Source organism: Pectobacterium peruviense, assembly GCF_003312355.2.
GTDB lineage: Bacteria > Pseudomonadota > Gammaproteobacteria > Enterobacterales > Enterobacteriaceae > Pectobacterium > Pectobacterium peruviense.
Window position 1 is genome coordinate 1,909,153 of record NZ_CP161826.1, and the last position, 20,659, is coordinate 1,929,811.

At 52.7% G+C, this 20,659-nt stretch carries 21 protein-coding genes; 13 read left to right on the forward strand and 8 right to left on the reverse strand.

Going from position 1 to position 20,659, the window contains the following annotated elements; translation table 11 throughout:
* The first annotated feature begins 15 nt into the window (after positions 1-15).
* Together nagK and cobB are read left to right on the forward strand one after the other, a co-directional pair.
* The gene (nagK, locus tag DUT67_RS08690) at positions 16-927 is read left to right on the forward strand and encodes an N-acetylglucosamine kinase (protein WP_113627798.1); all 912 of its coding nucleotides are present in this window, start codon (positions 16-18) and stop codon (positions 925-927) included.
* 11 nt (positions 928-938) lie between these two features.
* Positions 939-1,769: a Sir2 family NAD+-dependent deacetylase gene (gene cobB, locus DUT67_RS08695; protein WP_048259708.1), complete on the forward strand. Its 831-nt coding sequence runs from the start codon at positions 939-941 to the stop codon at positions 1,767-1,769.
* Positions 1,770-1,791: 22 nt separating this feature from the next.
* Here the strand turns inward: cobB and DUT67_RS08700 are convergent, their stop codons facing one another.
* Together DUT67_RS08700 and DUT67_RS08705 are read right to left on the reverse strand one after the other, a co-directional pair.
* The gene (locus DUT67_RS08700) at positions 1,792-2,037 is read right to left on the reverse strand and encodes a hypothetical protein (protein ID WP_113631652.1); all 246 of its coding nucleotides are present in this window, start codon (positions 2,035-2,037) and stop codon (positions 1,792-1,794) included.
* A 323-nt stretch (positions 2,038-2,360) separates the two neighbouring features.
* A complete protein-coding gene (locus DUT67_RS08705) occupies positions 2,361-3,077 on the reverse strand; it encodes a Crp/Fnr family transcriptional regulator (RefSeq protein ID WP_113633075.1) in 717 nt (238 codons plus the stop codon).
* A 116-nt stretch (positions 3,078-3,193) separates the two neighbouring features.
* On the opposite strand from DUT67_RS08705, the gene DUT67_RS08710 reads away from it, so the two are divergent.
* The 10 genes from DUT67_RS08710 (at position 3,194) to DUT67_RS08755 (ending at position 11,836) form a co-directional block, all read left to right on the forward strand.
* A complete protein-coding gene (locus DUT67_RS08710) occupies positions 3,194-3,535 on the forward strand; it encodes a cupin domain-containing protein (protein ID WP_015730722.1) in 342 nt (113 codons plus the stop codon).
* A 38-nt stretch (positions 3,536-3,573) separates the two neighbouring features.
* Complete coding sequence (locus DUT67_RS08715; RefSeq protein WP_113633076.1) at positions 3,574-4,338, forward strand: class I SAM-dependent methyltransferase; 765 nt, start codon at positions 3,574-3,576, stop codon at positions 4,336-4,338.
* A gap of 172 nt (positions 4,339-4,510) precedes the next feature.
* On the forward strand, positions 4,511-5,548 hold the full coding sequence (btuC, locus tag DUT67_RS08720) for a vitamin B12 ABC transporter permease BtuC (protein ID WP_113633077.1): 1,038 nt from the start codon (positions 4,511-4,513) through the stop codon (positions 5,546-5,548).
* Positions 5,549-5,614: 66 nt separating this feature from the next.
* Positions 5,615-6,166: a glutathione peroxidase gene (locus DUT67_RS08725; protein ID WP_048259713.1), complete on the forward strand. Its 552-nt coding sequence runs from the start codon at positions 5,615-5,617 to the stop codon at positions 6,164-6,166.
* Complete coding sequence (gene btuD / locus DUT67_RS08730; RefSeq protein WP_113633078.1) at positions 6,167-6,943, forward strand: vitamin B12 ABC transporter ATP-binding protein BtuD; 777 nt, start codon at positions 6,167-6,169, stop codon at positions 6,941-6,943.
* A gap of 149 nt (positions 6,944-7,092) precedes the next feature.
* Positions 7,093-7,587 carry an NlpC/P60 family protein gene (locus DUT67_RS08735; protein ID WP_113627804.1) on the forward strand — a complete coding sequence of 165 codons (495 nt, stop codon included), beginning with the start codon at positions 7,093-7,095 and terminating at the stop codon, positions 7,585-7,587.
* A 162-nt stretch (positions 7,588-7,749) separates the two neighbouring features.
* Positions 7,750-8,772, forward strand: a complete 1,023-nt coding sequence (locus DUT67_RS08740) for a lipoate--protein ligase A (RefSeq protein WP_113633112.1) — start codon at positions 7,750-7,752, stop codon at positions 8,770-8,772.
* A 43-nt stretch (positions 8,773-8,815) separates the two neighbouring features.
* Complete coding sequence (locus DUT67_RS08745; protein ID WP_189339559.1) at positions 8,816-9,232, forward strand: lysozyme inhibitor LprI family protein; 417 nt, start codon at positions 8,816-8,818, stop codon at positions 9,230-9,232.
* Positions 9,233-9,473: 241 nt separating this feature from the next.
* Entirely contained in the window at positions 9,474-10,199 is a 726-nt protein-coding gene (locus DUT67_RS08750) for an EAL domain-containing protein (RefSeq protein ID WP_113633080.1), read from the forward strand.
* A gap of 185 nt (positions 10,200-10,384) precedes the next feature.
* Complete coding sequence (locus DUT67_RS08755; RefSeq protein ID WP_113633081.1) at positions 10,385-11,836, forward strand: YdiU family protein; 1,452 nt, start codon at positions 10,385-10,387, stop codon at positions 11,834-11,836.
* A gap of 19 nt (positions 11,837-11,855) precedes the next feature.
* Here DUT67_RS08755 and DUT67_RS08760 read toward each other — a convergent pair whose 3' ends face one another.
* The 6 genes from DUT67_RS08760 to DUT67_RS08785 form a co-directional block, all read right to left on the reverse strand.
* Entirely contained in the window at positions 11,856-12,653 is a 798-nt protein-coding gene (locus DUT67_RS08760; protein ID WP_113633082.1) for a heme ABC transporter ATP-binding protein, read from the reverse strand.
* Positions 12,646-13,650 (reverse strand): iron ABC transporter permease, encoded by a 1,005-nt coding sequence (locus DUT67_RS08765; RefSeq protein ID WP_113633083.1) that lies wholly within the window; start codon positions 13,648-13,650, stop codon positions 12,646-12,648. Before DUT67_RS08765 ends, DUT67_RS08760 begins: the two co-directional genes overlap by 8 nt.
* Positions 13,647-14,465, reverse strand: coding sequence for a hemin ABC transporter substrate-binding protein (locus DUT67_RS08770; protein ID WP_113633084.1), 819 nt, complete (start codon positions 14,463-14,465; stop codon positions 13,647-13,649). The genes DUT67_RS08765 and DUT67_RS08770 overlap by 4 nt, the downstream gene beginning before the upstream one ends.
* Positions 14,462-15,514, reverse strand: a complete 1,053-nt coding sequence (locus DUT67_RS08775; RefSeq protein WP_113633085.1) for a hemin-degrading factor — start codon at positions 15,512-15,514, stop codon at positions 14,462-14,464. The genes DUT67_RS08770 and DUT67_RS08775 overlap by 4 nt, the downstream gene beginning before the upstream one ends.
* A 221-nt stretch (positions 15,515-15,735) precedes the next feature.
* The gene (locus DUT67_RS08780; RefSeq protein ID WP_113633113.1) at positions 15,736-16,782 is read right to left on the reverse strand and encodes a 3-deoxy-7-phosphoheptulonate synthase; all 1,047 of its coding nucleotides are present in this window, start codon (positions 16,780-16,782) and stop codon (positions 15,736-15,738) included.
* A gap of 203 nt (positions 16,783-16,985) precedes the next feature.
* Complete coding sequence (locus DUT67_RS08785) at positions 16,986-17,807, reverse strand: pyruvate, water dikinase regulatory protein (RefSeq protein WP_048259723.1); 822 nt, start codon at positions 17,805-17,807, stop codon at positions 16,986-16,988.
* 300 nt (positions 17,808-18,107) lie between these two features.
* Here DUT67_RS08785 and ppsA point away from each other — a divergent pair, with 300 nt between their 5' ends.
* Positions 18,108-20,486 (forward strand): phosphoenolpyruvate synthase, encoded by a 2,379-nt coding sequence (gene ppsA / locus DUT67_RS08790; protein WP_113633086.1) that lies wholly within the window; start codon positions 18,108-18,110, stop codon positions 20,484-20,486.
* Positions 20,487-20,659 lie beyond the last annotated feature (173 nt).

Sequence of the window (20,659 nt, forward strand, 5' to 3'; positions counted from 1 at the left end):
CCCTAAGGAGCAGTCATGTACTACGGTTTTGACATGGGCGGCACGAAAATTGAGCTGGGCGTGTTCGACGCTGAGTTGAATAAGGTGTGGCAAAAGCGGGTGCCGACCCCGCGCAATAATTATGATGATTTGCTCACTACGCTGGTCGATCTGGTGCATGAAGTCGACGCACAGGTTGGCGTGTTGGGGAGTGTGGGCATCGGCGTGCCGGGCATCCAGAATGAAAGCGGGGCGTTATTCACCGCTAACCTGCCTGCGACGATGGGAAAACCGCTGCGGATTGACTTGTCACAGCGCTTGCAGCGCGACGTTCGCATTAGCAACGACGCCAACTGTTTTGTACTGTCTGAGGCTTGGGACGCGGAATTTCGTTCCTATCCTGTCGTGTTAGGATTGATTCTGGGCACGGGACTGGGTGGTGGACTGGTGATTAACGGGCGGCCGGTGGAGGGGCGCAACGGCATCGCCGGTGAGTTTGGCCATTTCCGCCTGCCGTCAGACGCGTTGGATATCATCGGCGTGGATATTCCCCGCGTGAAATGCGGCTGTGGGCAATTCGGCTGTATCGAAAACTATATTTCCGGTCGCGGTTTTGAATGGTTATACGAACATCTGTATGGCGAAGCCCTGCCAGCGGTAACTATCATTCGGCACTATCGTGGCGGAGAAGAAAAAGCGCTGGAATTTGTTGACCGTTTTATGGATTTGCTGGCGGCCTGTCTGGGCAATTTACTAACCTTGTTCGATCCGCACTTGTTGGTATTGGGCGGCGGCTTGTCGAATTTTGACGAAATTTATCAAATTCTGCCGACGCGTCTCCCTTCGCGACTTTTACCGATTGCGAAACTGCCACGTATAGAGAAAGCGCGTCATGGCGATGCGGGCGGCGTACGTGGCGCGGCATTGCTACACTTAATGGATAACTAGCTGGAGAAAGTATGTATACGCGTCAACGATTAGGGCGTTTTCATAAGGGAAAGCGTATGCGGCAACAGCGTCTTCGGGCGCGTATTTTCCATCGTGACTATCTGGCTGCAAGCGAAGTGAAAAAGCCGCGCGTTGTGGTACTGACGGGCGCAGGCATTTCAGCGGAATCGGGTATTCGTACTTTTCGCGCAGCCGATGGTCTGTGGGAAGAGCACCGCGTTGAGGATGTCGCGACGCCTGAAGGCTTTCAACGTAATCCCGAACTGGTGCAGGAATTTTATAACGCCCGTCGTCGTCAATTACAGCAGCCGGAAATTGTGCCGAATGCCGCGCATCTGGCCTTGGCGAATCTGGAAGCGATGCTGGAAGACAATTTCCAACTGATCACACAGAACATCGATAACCTGCATGAGCGAGCTGGGAGCCAGCGTGTGATTCATATGCATGGTGAGCTACTGAAAATACGCTGTAGCCAGAGTGGACAGATTTTTGAGTGGACGGACGATCTCGCCGTCGGTGAACGCTGCCACTGCTGTCAATTTCCCGCGCCGTTACGCCCGCATGTCGTGTGGTTTGGCGAAATGCCGCTGCACATGGACAAGATTTACCATGCGCTGTCGCAGGCGGACTACTTTATTGCGATTGGTACGTCGGGGCATGTCTATCCCGCCGCAGGTTTTGTTCATGAAGCTCACTCGCATGGAGCCTACACGCTGGAGCTGAATCTTGAGCCTAGCCAGGTAGAAAGCCAGTTTGATGAAAAAATTTACGGTCCCGCGAGCACCGTCGTGCCCGAGTTTGTCGGCGCCTGGCTGACGCGTGGCAAAAGCATCAAATTTTAACCGTCAGCAAAACGTGAAAACGTCATGAATCGTATGAAGATGGCGTTTTCTCTTGCCGATCGTTGCCGTAACAACATTCGTCAAGCTGATCGAAAGGCAACATGGCGGCGTGATTAAAGAAACAATATTCACTCTCGCTACAGCGAGTACGCGCAGCGGTTTCTGTCGGCGAGACCGCCTGCGGCGGCTGTTGGCTGTCATTGTGTGATAGTGCATGGCGTGACCATGCTCCATGAAGAGATAAGGTTCGTCGGAAAAAGCCTAGCATAGCGTTACCCTCACGGTATCTCATCACGATAGGAATGAGATAATTATGTTAATGAGAATTATTCTCATAAATGTAAGCTAAGCGTAGTTGATAATTCAATGATGGGGGAATGACAATTGTCAAAATACATATACTCGTCATACTTCAAGTTGCATGTGCGTTGGCTGCGTTCAGTCACCCGAATCACTTACTTGAGTAAGCTCATCGGGATTCCTTCCCTTGCCGCCTTCCTGAAACTTGAATTATTTAGAGTATAACTAATGTTGTTCTATTCACCCGCCGTGACTGAGCCTACAAAGCCTTAGCATCACCGGTTATCCCCGTCAGAATGTCCTTCTTGCCTCGGCAGCCAGCTCTTTCAGATAATTCAGATCGCACAATTCTACCTGATGGCCCCGATAGGTAATGTGGCCTTGCCGCTTCCAGTCTGACATTAATCGACTCAATGTTTCACCGCGCATCCCCAATGACGTAGCGAGCTGGCCGCGGCTCACCGGCAATGTCAGGTGTTGAGTTTGCTGAATGTGATGCTGCCGTAGCAGGTAATCTGCCAGACGCTGTGGCGCTGAGCTGGAGGTCAGCCAATCGATTTGGTTGATCGTCGAGTAGAGCTTTTTGCCCAGATAGTTGAGCAGACGCAGCGCTAGCTCTGGGCGTTGCAGACAAAACTGATGAATATCCTGTCGCGGAATCATCAGCGTGTGGCCGTCGCTCAGCGCACGGATATTCATCGGGAAGCGGCCGTGATCCATAAATACGGCGGCGATGGCGACAAACTCACCGCGTTCAAACTGCCCGAAAATTTTCTCGTCTCCGCCATAGGTATGGCGAAAAGCCTGCAATTTCCCTGCTTCAACCAGCAAACAGTGCTGCATTTTGTCGCCTTCGCGAAACAGTACGTCATCCTGCTGGAAGAACAGGCGCTCGCTTTTGGCTAATAGTTCACACACCACGTCGCTGGGTTCGCCGCGCATCCAGTCATGCTGAAACAGCACATCGCCGTATTCATCGGGCGATAGCGCCTTTTTGACAAATGTCATTTGCCCTCCCAGAGGCTGGTATTACCATCAAGCTAGTAAATGAAAATAATAATCACTTGCATAAATTCAGCAAGCAAAATCACGGCACGCTGAATCGAAAATAGCGGAGCGTTTCCATGAAAGACAATACCCTTCCGGCGGCACAGGCGCTGGTTCTCCACGAATTGATTACCCCAACCGAACACGGTATTGCCAGCCGCGTATTGGCACGTACCGACGGCGGCAATGTTACGCTGTTTGCCTTCGATCAAGGGCAGGGGTTGAGCGAACACAGTGCGCCTTATGATGCACTGGTTATGGTACTTGAAGGTGAATTATTGCTGACGATCGGGGGTGAACCTGTCGTCGCACAGCCCGGCACGCTGGTGCGTATGCCTGCCAATATCCCTCATGCCGTTGATGCGCAGCAGTCATCACGTATGTTGCTGACCATGTTGAAGACGCTGAAAACTCAGTAAACGGCTACGGCGATAACACAGAATTAAGGAGTGACAGTATGAGCGATCATGAAGCAGGACATAAATTTCTAGCCCGATTGGGGAAAAAACGTCTGCGGCCCGGTGGCAGAAAAGCAACGGAGTGGCTCCTCAGCCAGGCGGGATTCCGGCCGGACAGCGTGGTGCTGGAAGTGGCCTGCAATATGGGCACCACGGCGATGGAAATCGCGCGGCGTTTTGGCTGCCAGGTCATCGGCGCGGATATGGATAAAGCGGCGCTACAGAAGGCGCAGGAAAATGTCGCAGCGAACGGTCTGGCGTCGCAGGTCACGATTATGCAGGCGAATGCGCTGGAACTGCCGTTTCCCGATAATCACTTTGACGTGGTGATTAATGAAGCCATGCTGACGATGTACGCTGACAAGGCCAAGAGCCGCATTATTGCCGAATATTATCGCGTGCTGAAACCGGGTGGTCGCCTGATTACCCACGATATCATGCTGCTTTCCGAGAAGGACACCGGAGCATTGCAGGCGGTGGAACAGATGCATAAGGCTATCAACGTACACGCTCAGCCGATACTGCGTGAGCGCTGGGTTACGCTGTTTCAGGAGTCTGGCTTTAGCAAGGTCAACTATGCTAACGGCGCGATGACGCTGCTGACGCCACAAGGGCTGATTTATGATGAAGGCGTGGCCGGTGCGGCGCGTATCGTAAAAAATGCGCTGAAAAAAGAAAACCGCAGCATGTTCTTCAACATGTTTCATACCTTCCGCCGTAATCGAAACCAGCTTAACTATATTGCGGTATGCAGCACCAAGTAATGGCTGCATGCATTTTGAATGCGTCGCGGTAGCAAGGAAAAAGCGTGTAAGGTAGGTGAAATCGTTTAACATACGTGACAACGTTTAGAGATGTTTCGTGCGGTTGAACCGTTATGGCACATGCTCTTATTGCGCTCTTTTTCTTGCGCAGAACTCCTTGTTACGGTGAACAATGCAGCCATTACCGCTGGGCGATATCACGCTAAAACACGCGATGCAATTGCCCCATTACAGCCAGCTAAAACAACAGCAATGCAGACGCGATCGTCGGAGTCTGGCACTGCTGTTGGCGTTTCTCGTGCTCACGCTGGTTGTAAGCCTGTGTGCGGGGGAGCGCTGGATTTGGCCGACAGCCTGGCTGGATGATGCGCAGCAACTCTTTGTCTGGCAACTGCGGTTACCCAGAACGTTGGCCGTGATGCTGGTGGGTGCCAGTCTGGCCATGTCTGGCACTGTCATGCAGGCCGTCTTTGATAATCCGTTGGCTGAACCGGGGCTGCTGGGTGTCGCGAACGGCGCAGGCGTAGCCTTGGTGCTAACGGTACTGCTGGGGCAGGGCCTCTTACCTGTCTGGGTGTTAAGCCTGAGCGCCATTGCCGGTGCGCTGTTGATTACCTTTCTGTTACTCCATTTTGCCCGTCGTCATATTTCCAATACTCGTTTACTACTCATCGGCATTGCGCTCGGCATTATCTGTAGCGCGGTGATGACCTGGGCGGTCTATTTCAGTACCAGTCTCGATTTACGCCAGTTAATGTACTGGATGATGGGTGGCTTCAGCGGTATTGACTGGCGACACGGCTGGTTGATGTTGACGCTCTTGCCGCTGTTGCTGTGGCTAAGTCGTCAGGGCGCGGTGTTGAATGGACTGGCGCTGGGCGAAATTCAGGCGCGTCAATTGGGCATCCCAATTTACCGTTGGCGGACGATTCTCGTGCTGGTCATGGGCGTGCAGGTTGGGTTGAGCGTGGCACTAGCCGGTATCATCGCGTTTATTGGCTTGGTGATTCCGCACATGTTGCGATTGTGCGGACTGACCGATCAGCGTTATTTATTGACAGGATGTGCGTTAGCCGGTGGCGGTGTTCTGCTGCTGGCAGATACGGTCGCGCGCATTGCGCTGAGTTCTGCCGAGTTGCCGATAGGCGTGGTTACCGCTACGCTGGGATCGCCATGGTTTATCTGGCTATTATTACGTAATCGACTGTAGCGATACGTCTTGTGTTACCCACTCTTGTTTGATCAACGCTGTTTTATCACTGAAGGGAGCAAAACGATGAGCACTGAAATCTATGCTATTCCACTGACCACTATCGATGGGAAAGCGACAACGTTCGAAGCGTTTAAAGGGCAGGTTGCTTTAGTCGTCAATGTCGCTTCTCAATGCGGCCTGACTAAACAATATGACGCATTAGAAAAACTCTACGAAACCTATCGTGACAAAGGCTTAGTCGTACTGGGATTCCCATCAAATGAATTTGCAGGTCAAGAACCGGGCTCGGAAGAAGAGATCCAGGCATTCTGCCGTGGGACATTTGGCGTTCAGTTCCCGATGTTCAGCAAGATTGAAGTGAACGGTGAGAACCGTCACCCGCTGTACCAACTGTTGATTCGCCAGCAGCCGGAGGCCAACGGCACCTGGAAAAGTGATTTTTTTGCACGTTTGGTCAATAAAGGCCGTAAGCCCAAGAACCCGGAAGATATCCTGTGGAACTTCGAGAAGTTTCTGGTCGATCGCGAAGGGCGCGTGATTGAGCGCTTTGCGCCAGATATGTCGCCTGACCATGACACCATCGTGAAAGCGATAGAAGCGGCGTTGGCAAAATAATTGACGCAGCAGACTTCCCTGGTATTGCAACTGCGGCAGGCCAGTGTCTTGCCGCGTTTGTCGCCAACGACTGCAGAATGCCGTCGCGGTGAACTGCTACACATCATTGGCCCGAATGGTGCGGGAAAGAGCACCTTGCTGGCAAGAGCGGCTGGCTTATTGGCAGGAGAAGGGGAAGTCTGTTTGGCGGGTACGCCGCTGTCGCAGTATACGGCAGCGGATTTAGCCGTGCGGCGCGCCTATCTGGCACAGCAGCAACCACCGTTGGCGCTGATGCCAGTGTTTCAGTATTGGCAACTACATCAACCGGCGCTGGCGCAGGAATACGCGGTTGAAAAGGTGGTGCATTTTCTGGCGGAACGCCTGATGTTAACCGACAAGCTGGCACGCCCGCTCACTCAGCTATCGGGAGGCGAATGGCAGCGTGTTCGGCTGGTGGCGGCGCTATTGCAGATTTGGCCGACGATCAACCCGCACGCACGCCTGTTGCTGCTGGACGAACCCACCAACAGTCTGGATGTGGCTCAGCAGGTGGCACTAGACTCGTTACTGAGTGAACTCTGTCGCTTAGGGATTGCCGTCGTGGTTTGCGCACACGATCTCAACCACAGCGCCCACCATGCGGATCGCGTGTGGCTGCTGTCGGCAGGCGTGCTGGTGGCACAGGGTGAAACGGAGGATGTCATGCTGCCGGAGGTATTATCGCCTGTGTTCGGTGTCGCGTTTCAGCGGCACGTGGTTGATGGCAGAAATTGGATCATCACTCGCAGCGCCTAACCTTTATCGTTAGAAAATAGGTGCTGCCAGAAAATAGGAAAAATCGCCTTTACTTGCCAGTCACCCCGATTAAACGCTAAATTAATCCAATACCTAGCATTTTCAAACGCGAGAGGTTTATGGCCTCAGCGGTTTTATGGTAATCGCGCATGATACGTTTACGATCTGGTTTGATCCTACGATACAGTTTGCTCCTCGCCAGCCTGATTTTGGTCGGCTGTAGCAGTAGTCGGCATAATAACCCGCCGCCGAATGCGCGTCTGAGCGATTCGATCATGGTGATGGTGCAGCTAAACGATCAACTTGGACAATGGTATCGAACGCCTTATCGCTATGGCGGTCTGGATCGTAACGGCGTCGATTGCTCCGGTTTCGTCTATCTGACGTTTCGCGATAAGTTTGGCATGCAGTTGCCGCGTACCACGGAAGAACAAACCGAGCTGGGTGAACGTATTGACCGCGATAATCTGCTGCCGGGAGATTTGGTTTTTTTCAAAACGGGCAGTGGCAGCAGTGGGCTGCATGTCGGTATTTATGATAAAGACGACCAGTTCATTCACGCGTCTACCAGTCAGGGTGTCATCCGTTCGTCACTGGATAACGTATATTGGAAACGGGCTTACTGGCAGGCCCGCCGTATCTAACGCCTTCCTTATTTTACTTATATACCCTAGATAATTCGAATTGCGTGAAGGCGGCAACTGCACGAATCCCCAGGAGCTTACTCAGGTAAGTGACTGGGGTGAGTAAAGGAAGCCAACGCACAAGCAGTTCGAAGTATGACGGGGATAGCATTGGAGCTGCTCATGTCCTCGTCCTCTTTGCGTTTACTCATCTCCGACTCTTACGACCCCTGGTTTAATCTAGCCGTTGAGGAGTGCATCTTTCGCCAGATGCCCACCACGCAGCGGGTGCTGTTTTTATGGCGGAATGCTGAAACCGTAGTCATTGGCCGCGCCCAGAATCCGTGGAAAGAGTGTAATACGCGGCGGATGGAAGAGGATGGCATCAAGCTGGCGCGTCGAAGTAGCGGCGGCGGGGCAGTTTTTCACGATCTCGGCAATACCTGCTTTACCTTCATGGCGGGTAAACCGGAATACGATAAAAGCGTCTCAACGCAGATCGTTCTGGATGCACTCAGCTCGCTCGGGTTAAAGGCCAGTGCGTCTGGTCGTAACGATCTGGTGGTGGAAACTGCTGACGGCGTGCGCAAGGTGTCCGGTTCTGCGTATCGCGAAACGAAAGATCGCGGTTTCCATCACGGCACACTGCTGTTGAACGCAGATCTCAATCGTTTAGCGGATTATTTGAACCCAGATATTAAAAAGTTACAGGCGAAAGGGATTACATCCGTGCGTTCTCGCGTCGCCAATCTGGTGGAATTACTGCCTTCTGTCGATCATCGGGTGATTTGTCAGGCCGTAACGCAGGCTTTCTTTGATTATTTTGGCGAACAGTGCGAACCGGAAATCATCTCGCCTTCCGCCTACCCAGATTTACCGGGATTCAGCGAACAGTTTGCACGTCAAAGTAGCTGGGAATGGAACTTCGGTCAGGCACCGGATTTCTCGCATTTACTGGATAACCGGTTTACCTGGGGCGGTGTTGAATTACATTTCGATGTGGAACGCGGCGTGATTGTTCGTGCGCAAATTTATACCGATAGCCTGAATCCGGCACCGTTAGAAGCACTGGCGTCCGCATTACAGGGAACGGCATATCGCCCAGAAGCCTTGGCGGCCGCGTGTCAGGCACTGATTACTGCTTTCCCCGAACAGCAAAACGAATTGCAGGAACTGTCCGATTGGCTGGCGCAAAGCTTGCGTTAACGCGATAGGGCCGCGCTCCTCTAGTAGAATAAGGGTATATGCATTGAAGAAAACACTCGTTACCGCGTTGCTATTAGCCGTTACGACGGCTACCTACGCCAACGATGATTTTGGTAAGGCCTTAGATGACCGACTAACGGCCTGTACTAACAAAGCTGAAAACACCTTAGCCACAAATGACTGTTTCAACATCGGCTTGAAGGCATGGGACACCGAGTTAAACAAGCAATACAAGTTACTCTTAGCCGACCAATCAGAAGATTTCAAAGCCAACTTGAAGAAATCACAGGTTGCATGGATCAAGTACCGCGATTCATACCTTGAAGCCATGCGGAGCTTCTATATGCAGCAAGATGGTACAATCTGGGGGATCGTCATGTCACATGCCAAGTTACGAGTGACACGCGATAAAGCCATTGAGTTATACAAACTGCGTACCAGTACAGACTTGGAAGGTTGATAGGGCTAAGTACTAGAATTTGGGTGATCTCAGCACTTATAAAAATCGTAACAGCAAAACGAACTACAGGAACTAGCTGATTGGCTGGCGCAAAGCTTGCGTTAGATCGTGAAGTAGGGCTCTGAATAAACTGACTACATCACAGAAAGGCGCTTTTCGTGCTTAGTGTGAGCAAGCGTGGTGGATTTGCCTATAATAATAACGTAATGTGATTATTATTCATTCTGTGTAGTGCAGGATCATGCGCATCCATCTTGCTGTTGATTACACCAGTGACTACGTTTTTTGGCCGATATTCAGGTTGGATGGAACGCTGTTGGCCGTTGAAATGATCAGCCATTTTAACGGTCTTGCGGGTAAGTTGAGCATGCCTGCCGATATTCTCTTCATGCAGTTAAGTCCGCAACAACAATATGATTTTATTCATGAACAGCTTGTTTTTATCAAAGAGAAGTCCGCATGGTTTATCGATAACCACATTCAGTTGGTGTTGAAGGCTGGACGTCAGATAACCGAGATGTTGATTAAATCCGACGTACTGCGCGGCGAGATCAAACACCTCAATTTTGTTTTTTTGGAGATTAATGAGCTTTTTCCGCAATTATCGCAGGGAAAAGAAAACGCGGCTCTGCTGAACTTGAGTCAATCCATTCCTTTATGGCTGGATAATTTTGGTTCTGGAAAGGCCACGCTTAAACCGTTGCACGACGGGTTAGTGCGCGGTGTAAAGCTGGATCGTCAGTTTATCGGGCAGCTTTTATTGCGGCCAACGAATACGCTGATGATGGAGCCGTTATTACGGACGATTAAAAACAGTTATTCAGGCATCAGTATTATCGCCAAGGAGATTAATAATGTGGCGATCTTGAATAAAATCGGGCAACTGAATATTGATGCCGTTCAAGGGCAAATGTGGCCTGCCGTGCATTTCGAACAGCTTGAGCCGCGTACGGTGATTATCGGCTAATTCAATAGATTCACCGAGTTCGGGTCGATGGTTTCTCCTGAGTATACGTTGTGAAAATAATACCCCTGTGTTTCCTCCGTGTTAATTTCATTGCCATCCCTCTACACTTTCTGCATACCCGTTAGTCGTTGTGTAGTGAGCGTATGGCTCTCTTCACCTGAACAGGGTGGTCCTAGGGAGACAGAATGCAGCAAATACCGTTATTCAAAAATCACTACTTTCATCAACTACCAGGGTTCTATACCGCGCTACAGCCAACGCCGTTGCATGGTGCTCGTCTGCTTTATCACAGCGAAGGATTGGCCGCAGAGCTTGGTTTATCTTCCGACTGGTTTACGCCAGAACAGGATGACGTCTGGAGCGGTGCGCGTTTGCTGCCGGGAATGGAGCCGTTGGCGCAGGTGTATAGCGGCCATCAGTTTGGCGCGTGGGCCGGTCAATTAGGTGACGGGCGTGGCATCTTGCTGGGGGAACAACAACTGGCGGATGGCCGCAGCATGGACTGGCACCTGAAAGGTGCGGGGCTAACGCCATATTCGCGTATGGGCGATGGCCGTGCTGTGCTGCGTTCGGCAATACGCGAATTTCTGGCCTCGGAAGCGATGCACCATCTGGGGATTCCCACTACACGGGCGCTGACGATTGTCACCAGCGAACATCCGGTGCAGCGTGAGCAGGAAGAGAAGGGCGCAATGCTGCTGCGCGTGGCGGAAAGCCATGTGCGCTTCGGTCATTTTGAGCACTTCTACTATCGTCGTGAACCGGAAAAAGTGCGTCAGCTGGCGGAATATGTGATTGCCCGTCATTGGCCGCAGTGGGGAAACGATGAACATCGTTATGAGCTGTGGTTTGGCGATGTGGTAGAGCGTACCGCACGGCTGATTACGCATTGGCAGGCGGTTGGTTTTTCGCACGGTGTAATGAATACGGACAACATGTCGATTCTGGGGCTGACTATCGACTATGGCCCTTATGGTTTTTTAGATGCTTATCAGCCGGGCTTTATTTGCAATCACTCTGACCACCGTGGGCGTTACGCGTTTGATAATCAGCCTGCCGTGGGATTGTGGAATTTGCATCGGTTGGCACAGGCGTTGTCGGGGCTGATGGATACCGACACGTTGGAACGTGCGCTTGCGCGCTATGAACCGGCACTGATGCAGCACTATGGCACGCTGATGCGCGCCAAACTGGGCTTATTTAGCGCCAGTTCTGAAGACAATGACGTGCTGGTTGGGCTGTTGCGCCTGATGCAGCAGGAAGGCAGCGATTACACCCGCACATTCCGTCTACTGGCAGACAGCGAGAAGCAGGCATCGCGCTCGCCGCTGCGTGATGAGTTTATCGACAGAGTGGCATTCGATAGCTGGTTTTTGACCTATCGCCAGAGATTGATGCAGGAAGATCAGGGTGATGAGGAACGTCGTCGTCTGATGAATGCGACGAACCCGAAATATATTCTGCGTAATTATCTGGCACAAATGGCGATTGAACGCGCGGAAAATGATGACATCAGCGTGCTGGCACGTCTGCATCAGGCACTGTGTCGGCCGTTTGATGAACAACCGGATAACAACGATTTGGCGGCGTTACCGCCAGAGTGGGGCAAGCATCTGGAGATATCCTGCTCTAGCTAAGCCGGAGCAGGGGGGGAGACTATTGGCGCAGATAAACCTGTGGGATGGCGTAGTCAGGATGCGATCCCACGCTAAGATCGGCGCGATACCAGTGTGCCAGCGTCTCTGCCTGTAGTACGTCCGCAGGCGAGCCTTGTGCGACCAGTTTGCCTTCGTGCAGCAGCAGAATGCGGTCGGCATACAGTGCCGCCAGATTCAGATCGTGCAGTACACAGCATACAGCTAGGGGCTGTTCACGCGTCAATTGCTTGAGCAGTCGCAACAGATGCTGCTGATGGTACAGATCCAGCGCCGAGGTCGGCTCATCGAGAAATAACCAGCCTGGCGTCGGTTCGGGATGCCACAGCTGCGCCAGCACACGAGCCAGTTGCACCCGCTGTTGCTCCCCGCCGGAAAGATGGCGATAGTCGCGCGTCGCCAGTTCCAGACAGCCCGTTTGCGCCATGACCTGTTGAACCACGTCATCATTTTTCGGGTAGCGCCCATGCGGAGAACGCCCCATAGCGACGACATCCTGCACGCTAAACGCAAACGCCATGCCGCTATACTGACGCATCACCGCTCGCGTTTTTGCCAGTGCGCCGGGCTGCCAGTGCGAAAAAGGTTGGCCGGCTAACAGGCACTCACCTTCATCGGGCGTCAAATAACCGGTCAGTAAACGGAGCAGGGTAGATTTCCCCGCGCCGTTAGGACCAATAATTGCGACGATCTCCCCACAGTTCAGCTCCAGAGAAACATCATCGGTCAGGTAGCGTCCGTTGGTCTGAAAGCGCAGATTGCGGGCGGCTAAGGTCCGATCGAGCGCTAAGTCAGTCATTGCCGCGTCCTTTATGCTGAACGATCAGCCATAAGAAATAGGGGCCGCCAATCAGGCTGCTTAGCAGGCCAACGGGCATTTCTGCCGGAGAAAGCAGCGTGCGTGCCAGCGTATCGGCAAACAACAGCAGGCAGGCACCGCCGAGGATAGAACCGGGAAGGAGCCAGCGGTGATCGGCACCCAGATGCATGCGCATCAGGTGCGGGATGATAAGCCCGATAAACCCGATTACGCCGCTAACCGCCACCGCCACGCCAACCAGTAGCGAACTCAGCAACAGTAGCGTGTATTTGGTGCGTTTCACGTTAACGCCGAGGTAGTGTGCTTCTTCATCCCCTAACTGCAATAGGTTCAGACGGCGCGCGTAATATAAGGTGGCGATCATCGCAGGAATGACCAACGTGCTGGCGACGAGCAACATGGGCCACTGTGCTTGTCCGAGACTCCCCATGCCCCACAGCGAGAACTGGCGCAACTGCTGATCGGTACTGAGGTAGGTCAAGACGCCGATGAGGGCAAGGCACAGGGCATTGAGCGCGATGCCTGCTAGCAGCAGTCGTGTTAATCCACCCTGTTCTGAACGGCTGAGAATAAAGATGATGGCCGTAATCGCCAGACTCCCCGCGAAGGCGGCGAACATCGGACCATAAAGCGCCAACAGCGGAGGCAGGCCGAGCGGTAGCACGATAGTCAGCGCTACGCAGAGGGCGGCACCGCTGCTGATACCCAGCAGGCCGGGGTCAGCGAGCGGATTACGAAACAGCCCTTGCATAATCGCGCCGGAACAGGCCAGAGCGCCGCCGACGAGTATCGCCAGCAGCACGCGGGGAACGCGAATATTCAGCCAAATATGCCAGATGGGATCGTCAAACGGCGTGTGCCAGAGCAGGTTGAGCGATAGACTCAGTGCGCCCATGTTGGCGGCACCCACCATCAGTGCCACCATCAGTAACAGCAGTGCGATCAACCAAGAGCGCGGGTGAAACCGTGACGTCATTTTATCGCTTCGGCTGTCTGACGCAGCGTTGCCATTAGCGCTGGGGTTTCGAGCGTAAAGCCGAGCATCGCCATGTCATCGACGACTAACAGACGCTTGTTTTTACCGGCAGGGGTCAGTTCCAGACCGGGTAATTTCCAGACCTGTGCTTCACCACCCAGTGTTTTCAGCCCCTGACTGGAGATCAGAATCAGATCTGGCGCGCTGGCAATCACGCCTTCCTGCGACAGCGGCTGATAGCGTTCAACGTTTTGCATGGCATTTTTCAATCCAGCACTGCGGATAATGGTGTCTGGCGGGGTATTTTTACCCGCAGCCAGCGCGGTCATGCCGCCGTGGCTGAGAATGAACAGCACGTTAACCGGCAGCGGTGATGTTTTTACTGCCGCTAATTTCTGCTGATAGGCTTCCGCCAGTTTTTTACCTTCTGCTTCTTTTCCTAGCGTCTGGGCGATAGCACCGATTTTCTTCGGCACGGCATCCAGCGATGGCTCGGCGGTCACATGAACCACTTTGGTTCCGCTCTCCGCAACCTGTTGCAAGGTGAGCGATGGCTGAGACAGATCGCTGGCGACAACCAGAGAAGGTTTCATTGCCAGAATGCCTTCGGTGTTGAGCTGACGCATGTAGCCCACATCAGGCAGCTTTTTCACGGCTTCCGGGTGCAGACTGGTGCTGTCGCGTGCAACCAGATCTTTCTCTGCGCCCAACGCGTAGATGATTTCCGTAACGTCGCCACCGATAGAAACGACACGTTCGGCAGCGGACACCCCTAGCGGGAGTGTCAATAACAGGGGGAATAGCCAGTTTTTCATGCGGCAAGATCCTTACGCGGTTTCAGGGCGTCGATCTGGTCGCGCCACTGTTGTTGTTCCGGCGTCCCTTCGGTACGTTGCCCGAAGAGCTGTGCAATTTGAGAACCGTCTGCGGCATACAGTTCGAGACTGGTCACGATACCGTCGGCCGTCGGTTTACGTGTGATCCAACTTTCGGCAATCGCGCCTTCGATCAGGTGCAGAGTAAAATCTTTATTAAAGATATTAATCCATTCGGCATGTTGCTCCATGCGTTCTACACGTTCAAGCGTGCCGGTGAAGATTTGTACACAGCCACGGTTACCGACGAACACCATAATCTCGTTCTGATCTTCACGCGCAGCAAACAGAATTTGTGACAACGCATCGTTTTCTACGCGGTAGGCTAAATCGTCAGCGACTGAGTTAAACGCCTGCTGGCGCGTCAGGTTATAGCGTCTCAGCAGAATGAAAAAATCATGCACATCCGTCATCGCACGCCAGTCTGCTTCAAACTGAGGATTATGGTCAATGGCCTGCTCGGCGGCTGCATTGTTACCTGCTGGACGAAACGCCAACGCCGGGTTTTCGCTGCTGGTAAATTTCTCAACGAATAGCTGCCAGGCGGCCATGTCCGTGGTGTCGGTCGTGTAGACCTTCAGAATGGCATCACCCTGATGATCGAAGAATTGAATACTCTGACGCTCACCGCGCGCGGTGTTCTCACGCAGCGCAAAGGCGGAAGCCCATTGAGAAAGGAACAAACGCAGATCCAACTCGCGTGGGTTGAGGATAAGACCGGCATGCCCATCAAGCGTCTGATTTTGGTAGTAACCGGTATGCTCATGCACGGCGTATTCGTTGCGAGTGATCGACTTGGTATTACCAACCTGCTCCAGCGCACTTAACCAAACTTTGGCGTCACCCTGTAGGCGCTGCGCATCGTGTCCGACGCGGGCATGAGTCAGTTCTGCTTCGCTGATGCTGAGCAGCGCAGCCAGATCGCGTGCGTATTTACGCGGGTGTTCAACTTTAGCCTGAAGGTACTGTTGGTAAATGGAGGTCTGCATCTCGTTCGTTCCCTTAATCGTTGTCGTAGAGATTATAGCAATGAATGAGAATCATTTTCATGTAACAAAAACGCAACCTCAAGTGAAGTTTTCTTAATAAGTGGAATAAGAGAAATCGAGAGAGGAATTTACGTGCGGCGAGATAACGAGAAAAGTGGCAGAAACGAAGAAAAACGGCTGGCACAACTCTGTGGAAGGAGAGTGTGCCAGCAAGTATCGGATTAAAAACGGCTATCGATGGCGCTTGCCAGACGCGCCAGTAGCGTTTCAGTATCCTGCCAGCTCAGGCAAGGATCGGTAATGGATTGACCATACGTCAACGCCAGAGGGTTGATTGCGGGCTGACTCCCTTCGATTAAGAAACTTTCCGCCATGATGCCCGCGATGGCGCGTGAACCGCCGCGAATTTGCTGGCAGATATCATCGGCAACATCAAGCTGGCGACGATGCTGTTTCTGACAGTTGGCATGACTGAAATCGATCACCAGATGCTCGGGCAGAGAAAACTCGCTGAGATGCGCACAGGCGGTGGCGATATCTTCCGCATGGTAATTCGGCTTTTTCCCGCCGCGCATAATAATGTGCCCAAACGGATTGCCCTGCGTTTTGTAAACCGACATGAAACCTTGTTTGTCTGGCGAGAGAAACATGTGCTGAGCGCGTGCGGCACGGATCGCATCGACGGCGATGCGCGTATTGCCGTCCGTCCCATTTTTAAAACCGACAGGGCAAGACAGCGCGGAGGCCATTTCGCGGTGGATTTGGCTTTCAGTGGTTCTCGCGCCAATCGCACCCCAGCTAATCAGGTCGGCAATATATTGACCAGTGACCATATCGAGGAATTCCGTTGCGGTCGGCAATCCAAGTTGATTGATGTCCAACAGCAGACGGCGAGCGATCTCCAGCCCTTCGTTTACCTGAAACGTACCATTGAGTGCGGGATCGGAAATCAGCCCCTTCCAACCGACCACCGTGCGCGGTTTTTCAAAATAAGTGCGCATGACAATTTCCAGCCGATCCTGATACTGCGTGCGTAGCGCAGCCAGACGACGCGCATAATCCAAGGCGCTATCGGTATCATGAATCGAGCACGGTCCAACCACGACGAGTAAGCGTGGATCGTGGCCGGAAAGAATGGCTTCAATTTTTTTACGTGACGAGGTGACATTTTCGGCAATGGCGGGGGTAATCGGGAGTCTGGAAAGTAGCGTTTGGGGCGTAACCAGACTCTCGATGCGCGCGCTCCGCAGTTCATCTGTTTGTAGCATGTTTTGTCTCTGAATACGGTCAAGTTGAAAACGTGTCATCACCGAAAAAGCGTTGACCTGAAAGTATTTCAGACCCTGTTTTCAAGCTGTGTTTTCAACTAAAAGGTTGCTTCGCAGCGGCGAAATGCCGGGAAGTGATGGTGCACACAATAAACGAAATGACACACATTACAACCGTATTAGGACAAAAAATCTATCATGTACTAGTACATTCTTCGGCTCATGCCGAGAATGTCGATGATTTTGGCAGAGATTTCCTCAACGGAATAATTAGTGGTATTGAGATATTTAATCTGATGTTTGCGAAATAGCGCTTCGACTTCGTTAAGTTCCATACGGCACTGGCGCAGGGAAGCATAGCGACTATTGCCTCGGCGCTCTTCACGAATTGCTGCCAGTCGTTCGGCATCAATGGTGAGCCCGAATAGCTTGTGCTGGAAGGGTTTCAGCGCATCGGGCAGGCGCAGGTTGTCCATATCATCGGCGATGAAAGGATAGTTAGCGGCGCGGATACCAAACTGCATTGCCAGATACAGGCTGGTCGGCGTTTTGCCACAGCGTGATACGCCCAGCAAAATAACCTGAGCCTGATCGAGATTGCGCAGCGAAATACCGTCATCGTGTGCCAGCGTGTAGTCGATAGCGGCGATACGGGCGTCGTATTTACTCAGGTTATTGGCCGTCAAACCGTGAGTGCGGTTAGCAATTGGCGTCGGCGGCGTGTTCAACTCTTCCTGCAAGGGCGCCACTAACGCCTGTACGATATCCTGGCAAAATCCTTCGCTGCTGATAATAATGTTACGAACGGTCGGTGTGACGATGGAGTAAAACACCAGCGGGCGTACGCCCGTTTGCTGATACAACGTATTGATTTGCTCACACACGGCTTTGGCGCGGGCTTCACTTTCGACGAAAGGTAAGGTATAGCTAACGGTGTTTACGGGGAACTGGGACAGCACCGCATGACCCAATACTTCTGCCGTAATGGCCGTACCGTCTGAGACATAAAACACGCTTCTTTCCACATAACCCCCTTGTGATATTTCCGACCGCTCGAACACGTTAACCTCGTCAAAAAATGCATTTCAATAATACTTTTATTAAAACGCTATTTCATTATCTTCATGATAAAGAATGCTAATCTTCTACGATATTGGATTTTTACTGCGTTAAGCAATCATTTGCCGTGAAATCAGTTTTTTTTCATAGGTTGATCGATTCACCTGTCCATGTTCATCAAAACGCTATGCTAACCTGATTGCGTTGAGGCGATTCTCAACCGAACTCTTTCATACCCTAATTGTATGCAGAAAGGATTATTTTCGATGTCCAATAACGGCCCTGATTTGCGTAATGTCCTTTGGTATAACCAGCTCGGTATGCACGATGTTGAAAGGGTGGGGGGCAAAAATGCCTCTCTGGGTGAAATGATCACCAACCTTTCAGATTTGGGCGTAGCCGTTCCCAACGGTTTTGCGACAACGGCGCAGGCGTTTAATGATTTTCTTAATCAAAGCGGGATTAACCAGCGCATTTATGAGCTGCTCGATCGCACCGATATTGACGACCTGAGCCAACTGACCAGCGCCGGTGCGCAGATTCGCCAGTGGATTATTGATACGCCGTTCCAGCCAGAGCTGGAGCAAGCGATCAGTGATGCTTATCAGCAACTGGCCGATGGCGAAAAAGAGGCCTCGTTTGCCGTGCGTTCTTCCGCCACGGCGGAAGATATGCCGGATGCGTCTTTTGCTGGTCAACAGGAAACCTTCCTGAACGTGCAGGGCATTGATGCGGTGATGGTCGCGGTGAAGCACGTATTTGCATCGCTGTTTAACGATCGCGCTATCTCCTATCGCGTGCATCAGGGTTATGACCACCGTGGCGTGGCGCTGTCGGCGGGTGTGCAGCGCATGGTGCGCTCCGATCTGGCTTCCGCGGGTGTGATGTTTACCATTGATACCGAATCCGGTTTTGATCAGGTGGTGTTCATTACTTCCGCTTACGGTTTGGGCGAAATGGTGGTACAGGGGGCGGTGAACCCAGATGAGTTCTATGTTCACAAGCCGACCTTGCAGAACAACAAACCTGCAATTGTGCGCCGTAACATGGGATCGAAAAAAATCCGGATGGTGTATGCCGCGAGCCAAGAGCATGGCAAGCAGGTGCGGATTGAAGACGTACCGACAGAACAAACGACGCGTTTCAGCCTGACGGATGACGAAGTGCAGGCGCTCGCGCGTCAGGCACTGCTGATTGAGAAACACTACGGTCGCCCGATGGACATCGAATGGGCGAAAGATGGCCATACCGGCAAACTTTATATCGTTCAGGCTCGCCCGGAAACGGTACGTTCCAACGGCCAGGTTATGGAACGTTACCACCTGCCAGCCAGCGGTACGGTGCTGGTGGAAGGCCGTGCGATCGGCCACCGCATCGGTGCGGGCGAGGTGAAAGTGATTCAGGACATCAGCGAGATGCACCTGATCAACGCGGGCGATGTGCTGGTGACCGACATGACCGACCCAGATTGGGAGCCGATCATGAAGAAAGCGGCAGCGATTGTTACCAATCGCGGTGGACGTACCTGCCATGCGGCGATTATTGCGCGCGAGCTTGGCATTCCGGCTGTTGTGGGCTGCGGCGATGCGACCGAGCGTTTGCGCAAGGGGCAGAAGGTGACGGTCTCCTGTGCGGAAGGCGACACAGGCTATGTGTATCAGGATCTGCTGGACTTCTCCGTGAAGAGTTCACAGATTGATGAAATGCCTGCACTGCCGCTGAAAATCATGATGAACGTAGGTAACCCTGACCGCGCGTTTGATTTTGCCTGCTTGCCAAACGATGGCGTCGGTCTGGCGCGTCTGGAATTCATCATCAACCGCATGATTGGTGTGCACCCGCGTGCGTTGCTGGAATTCGACCAACAAACCCCAGAACTGCAACGTGAAATCAAAACGCTGATGCAGGGCTTCGACGATCCGATCGAGTTTTATGTAGGTCGCCTGACGGAAGGGATTGCGACGCTGGCTGCTGCATTCTCGCCGAAGCGCGTCATCGTTCGTCTGTCCGATTTTAAATCGAACGAATACGCCAATCTGGTCGGTGGCGAGCGCTATGAGCCGCAAGAAGAAAACCCGATGCTGGGCTTCCGTGGCGCAGGTCGCTACGTATCACCAGACTTCAAAGCTTGTTTCGCGCTGGAATGTGAAGCGGTTAAACGTGTGCGCAACGTGATGGGTCTGAAGAACGTAGAAATTATGATCCCGTTTGTTCGTACCGTGGCGCAAGCGGAAGCGGTGATTGCTGAGCTGGCGAATCAGGGGCTGCGCCGTGGCGAAGACGGCCTGAAAATCATCATGATGTGCGAGATTCCGTCCAACGCGCTGTTGGCTGATGAATTCCTGCAACACTTTGATGGCTTCTCCATCGGCTCAAATGACATGACGCAGCTGGCGCTGGGTCTGGATCGCGACTCCGGTGTGGTATCAGCGCTGTTTGATGAACGCAACGATGCGGTGAAAGCGCTGCTGTCGATGGCGATTAAAGCCGCTAAGAAGCAGGGTAAATACGTCGGTATTTGCGGGCAGGGCCCATCAGACCACGAAGATTTCGCGATCTGGCTGATGGAACAGGGCATCGATAGCCTGTCGCTCAACCCAGACACCGTGGTGCAAACCTGGCTGAATCTGGCTGAGCACAACTAGTTCTGCGATGAATTTTTAGATATCAATGTATTGTTTTTAAAATTTTTAGTCGCGTAATAATCGTGCTGAGGTGGGAGTGACTGCCGGGTGAGCGGCAAGGACGCCGCGAAAGCCAGTGCCGCGCTGGGAGCGCGTCACTGGCGGCCCGAGTTGCGGTCACTAACGCCGAAGGT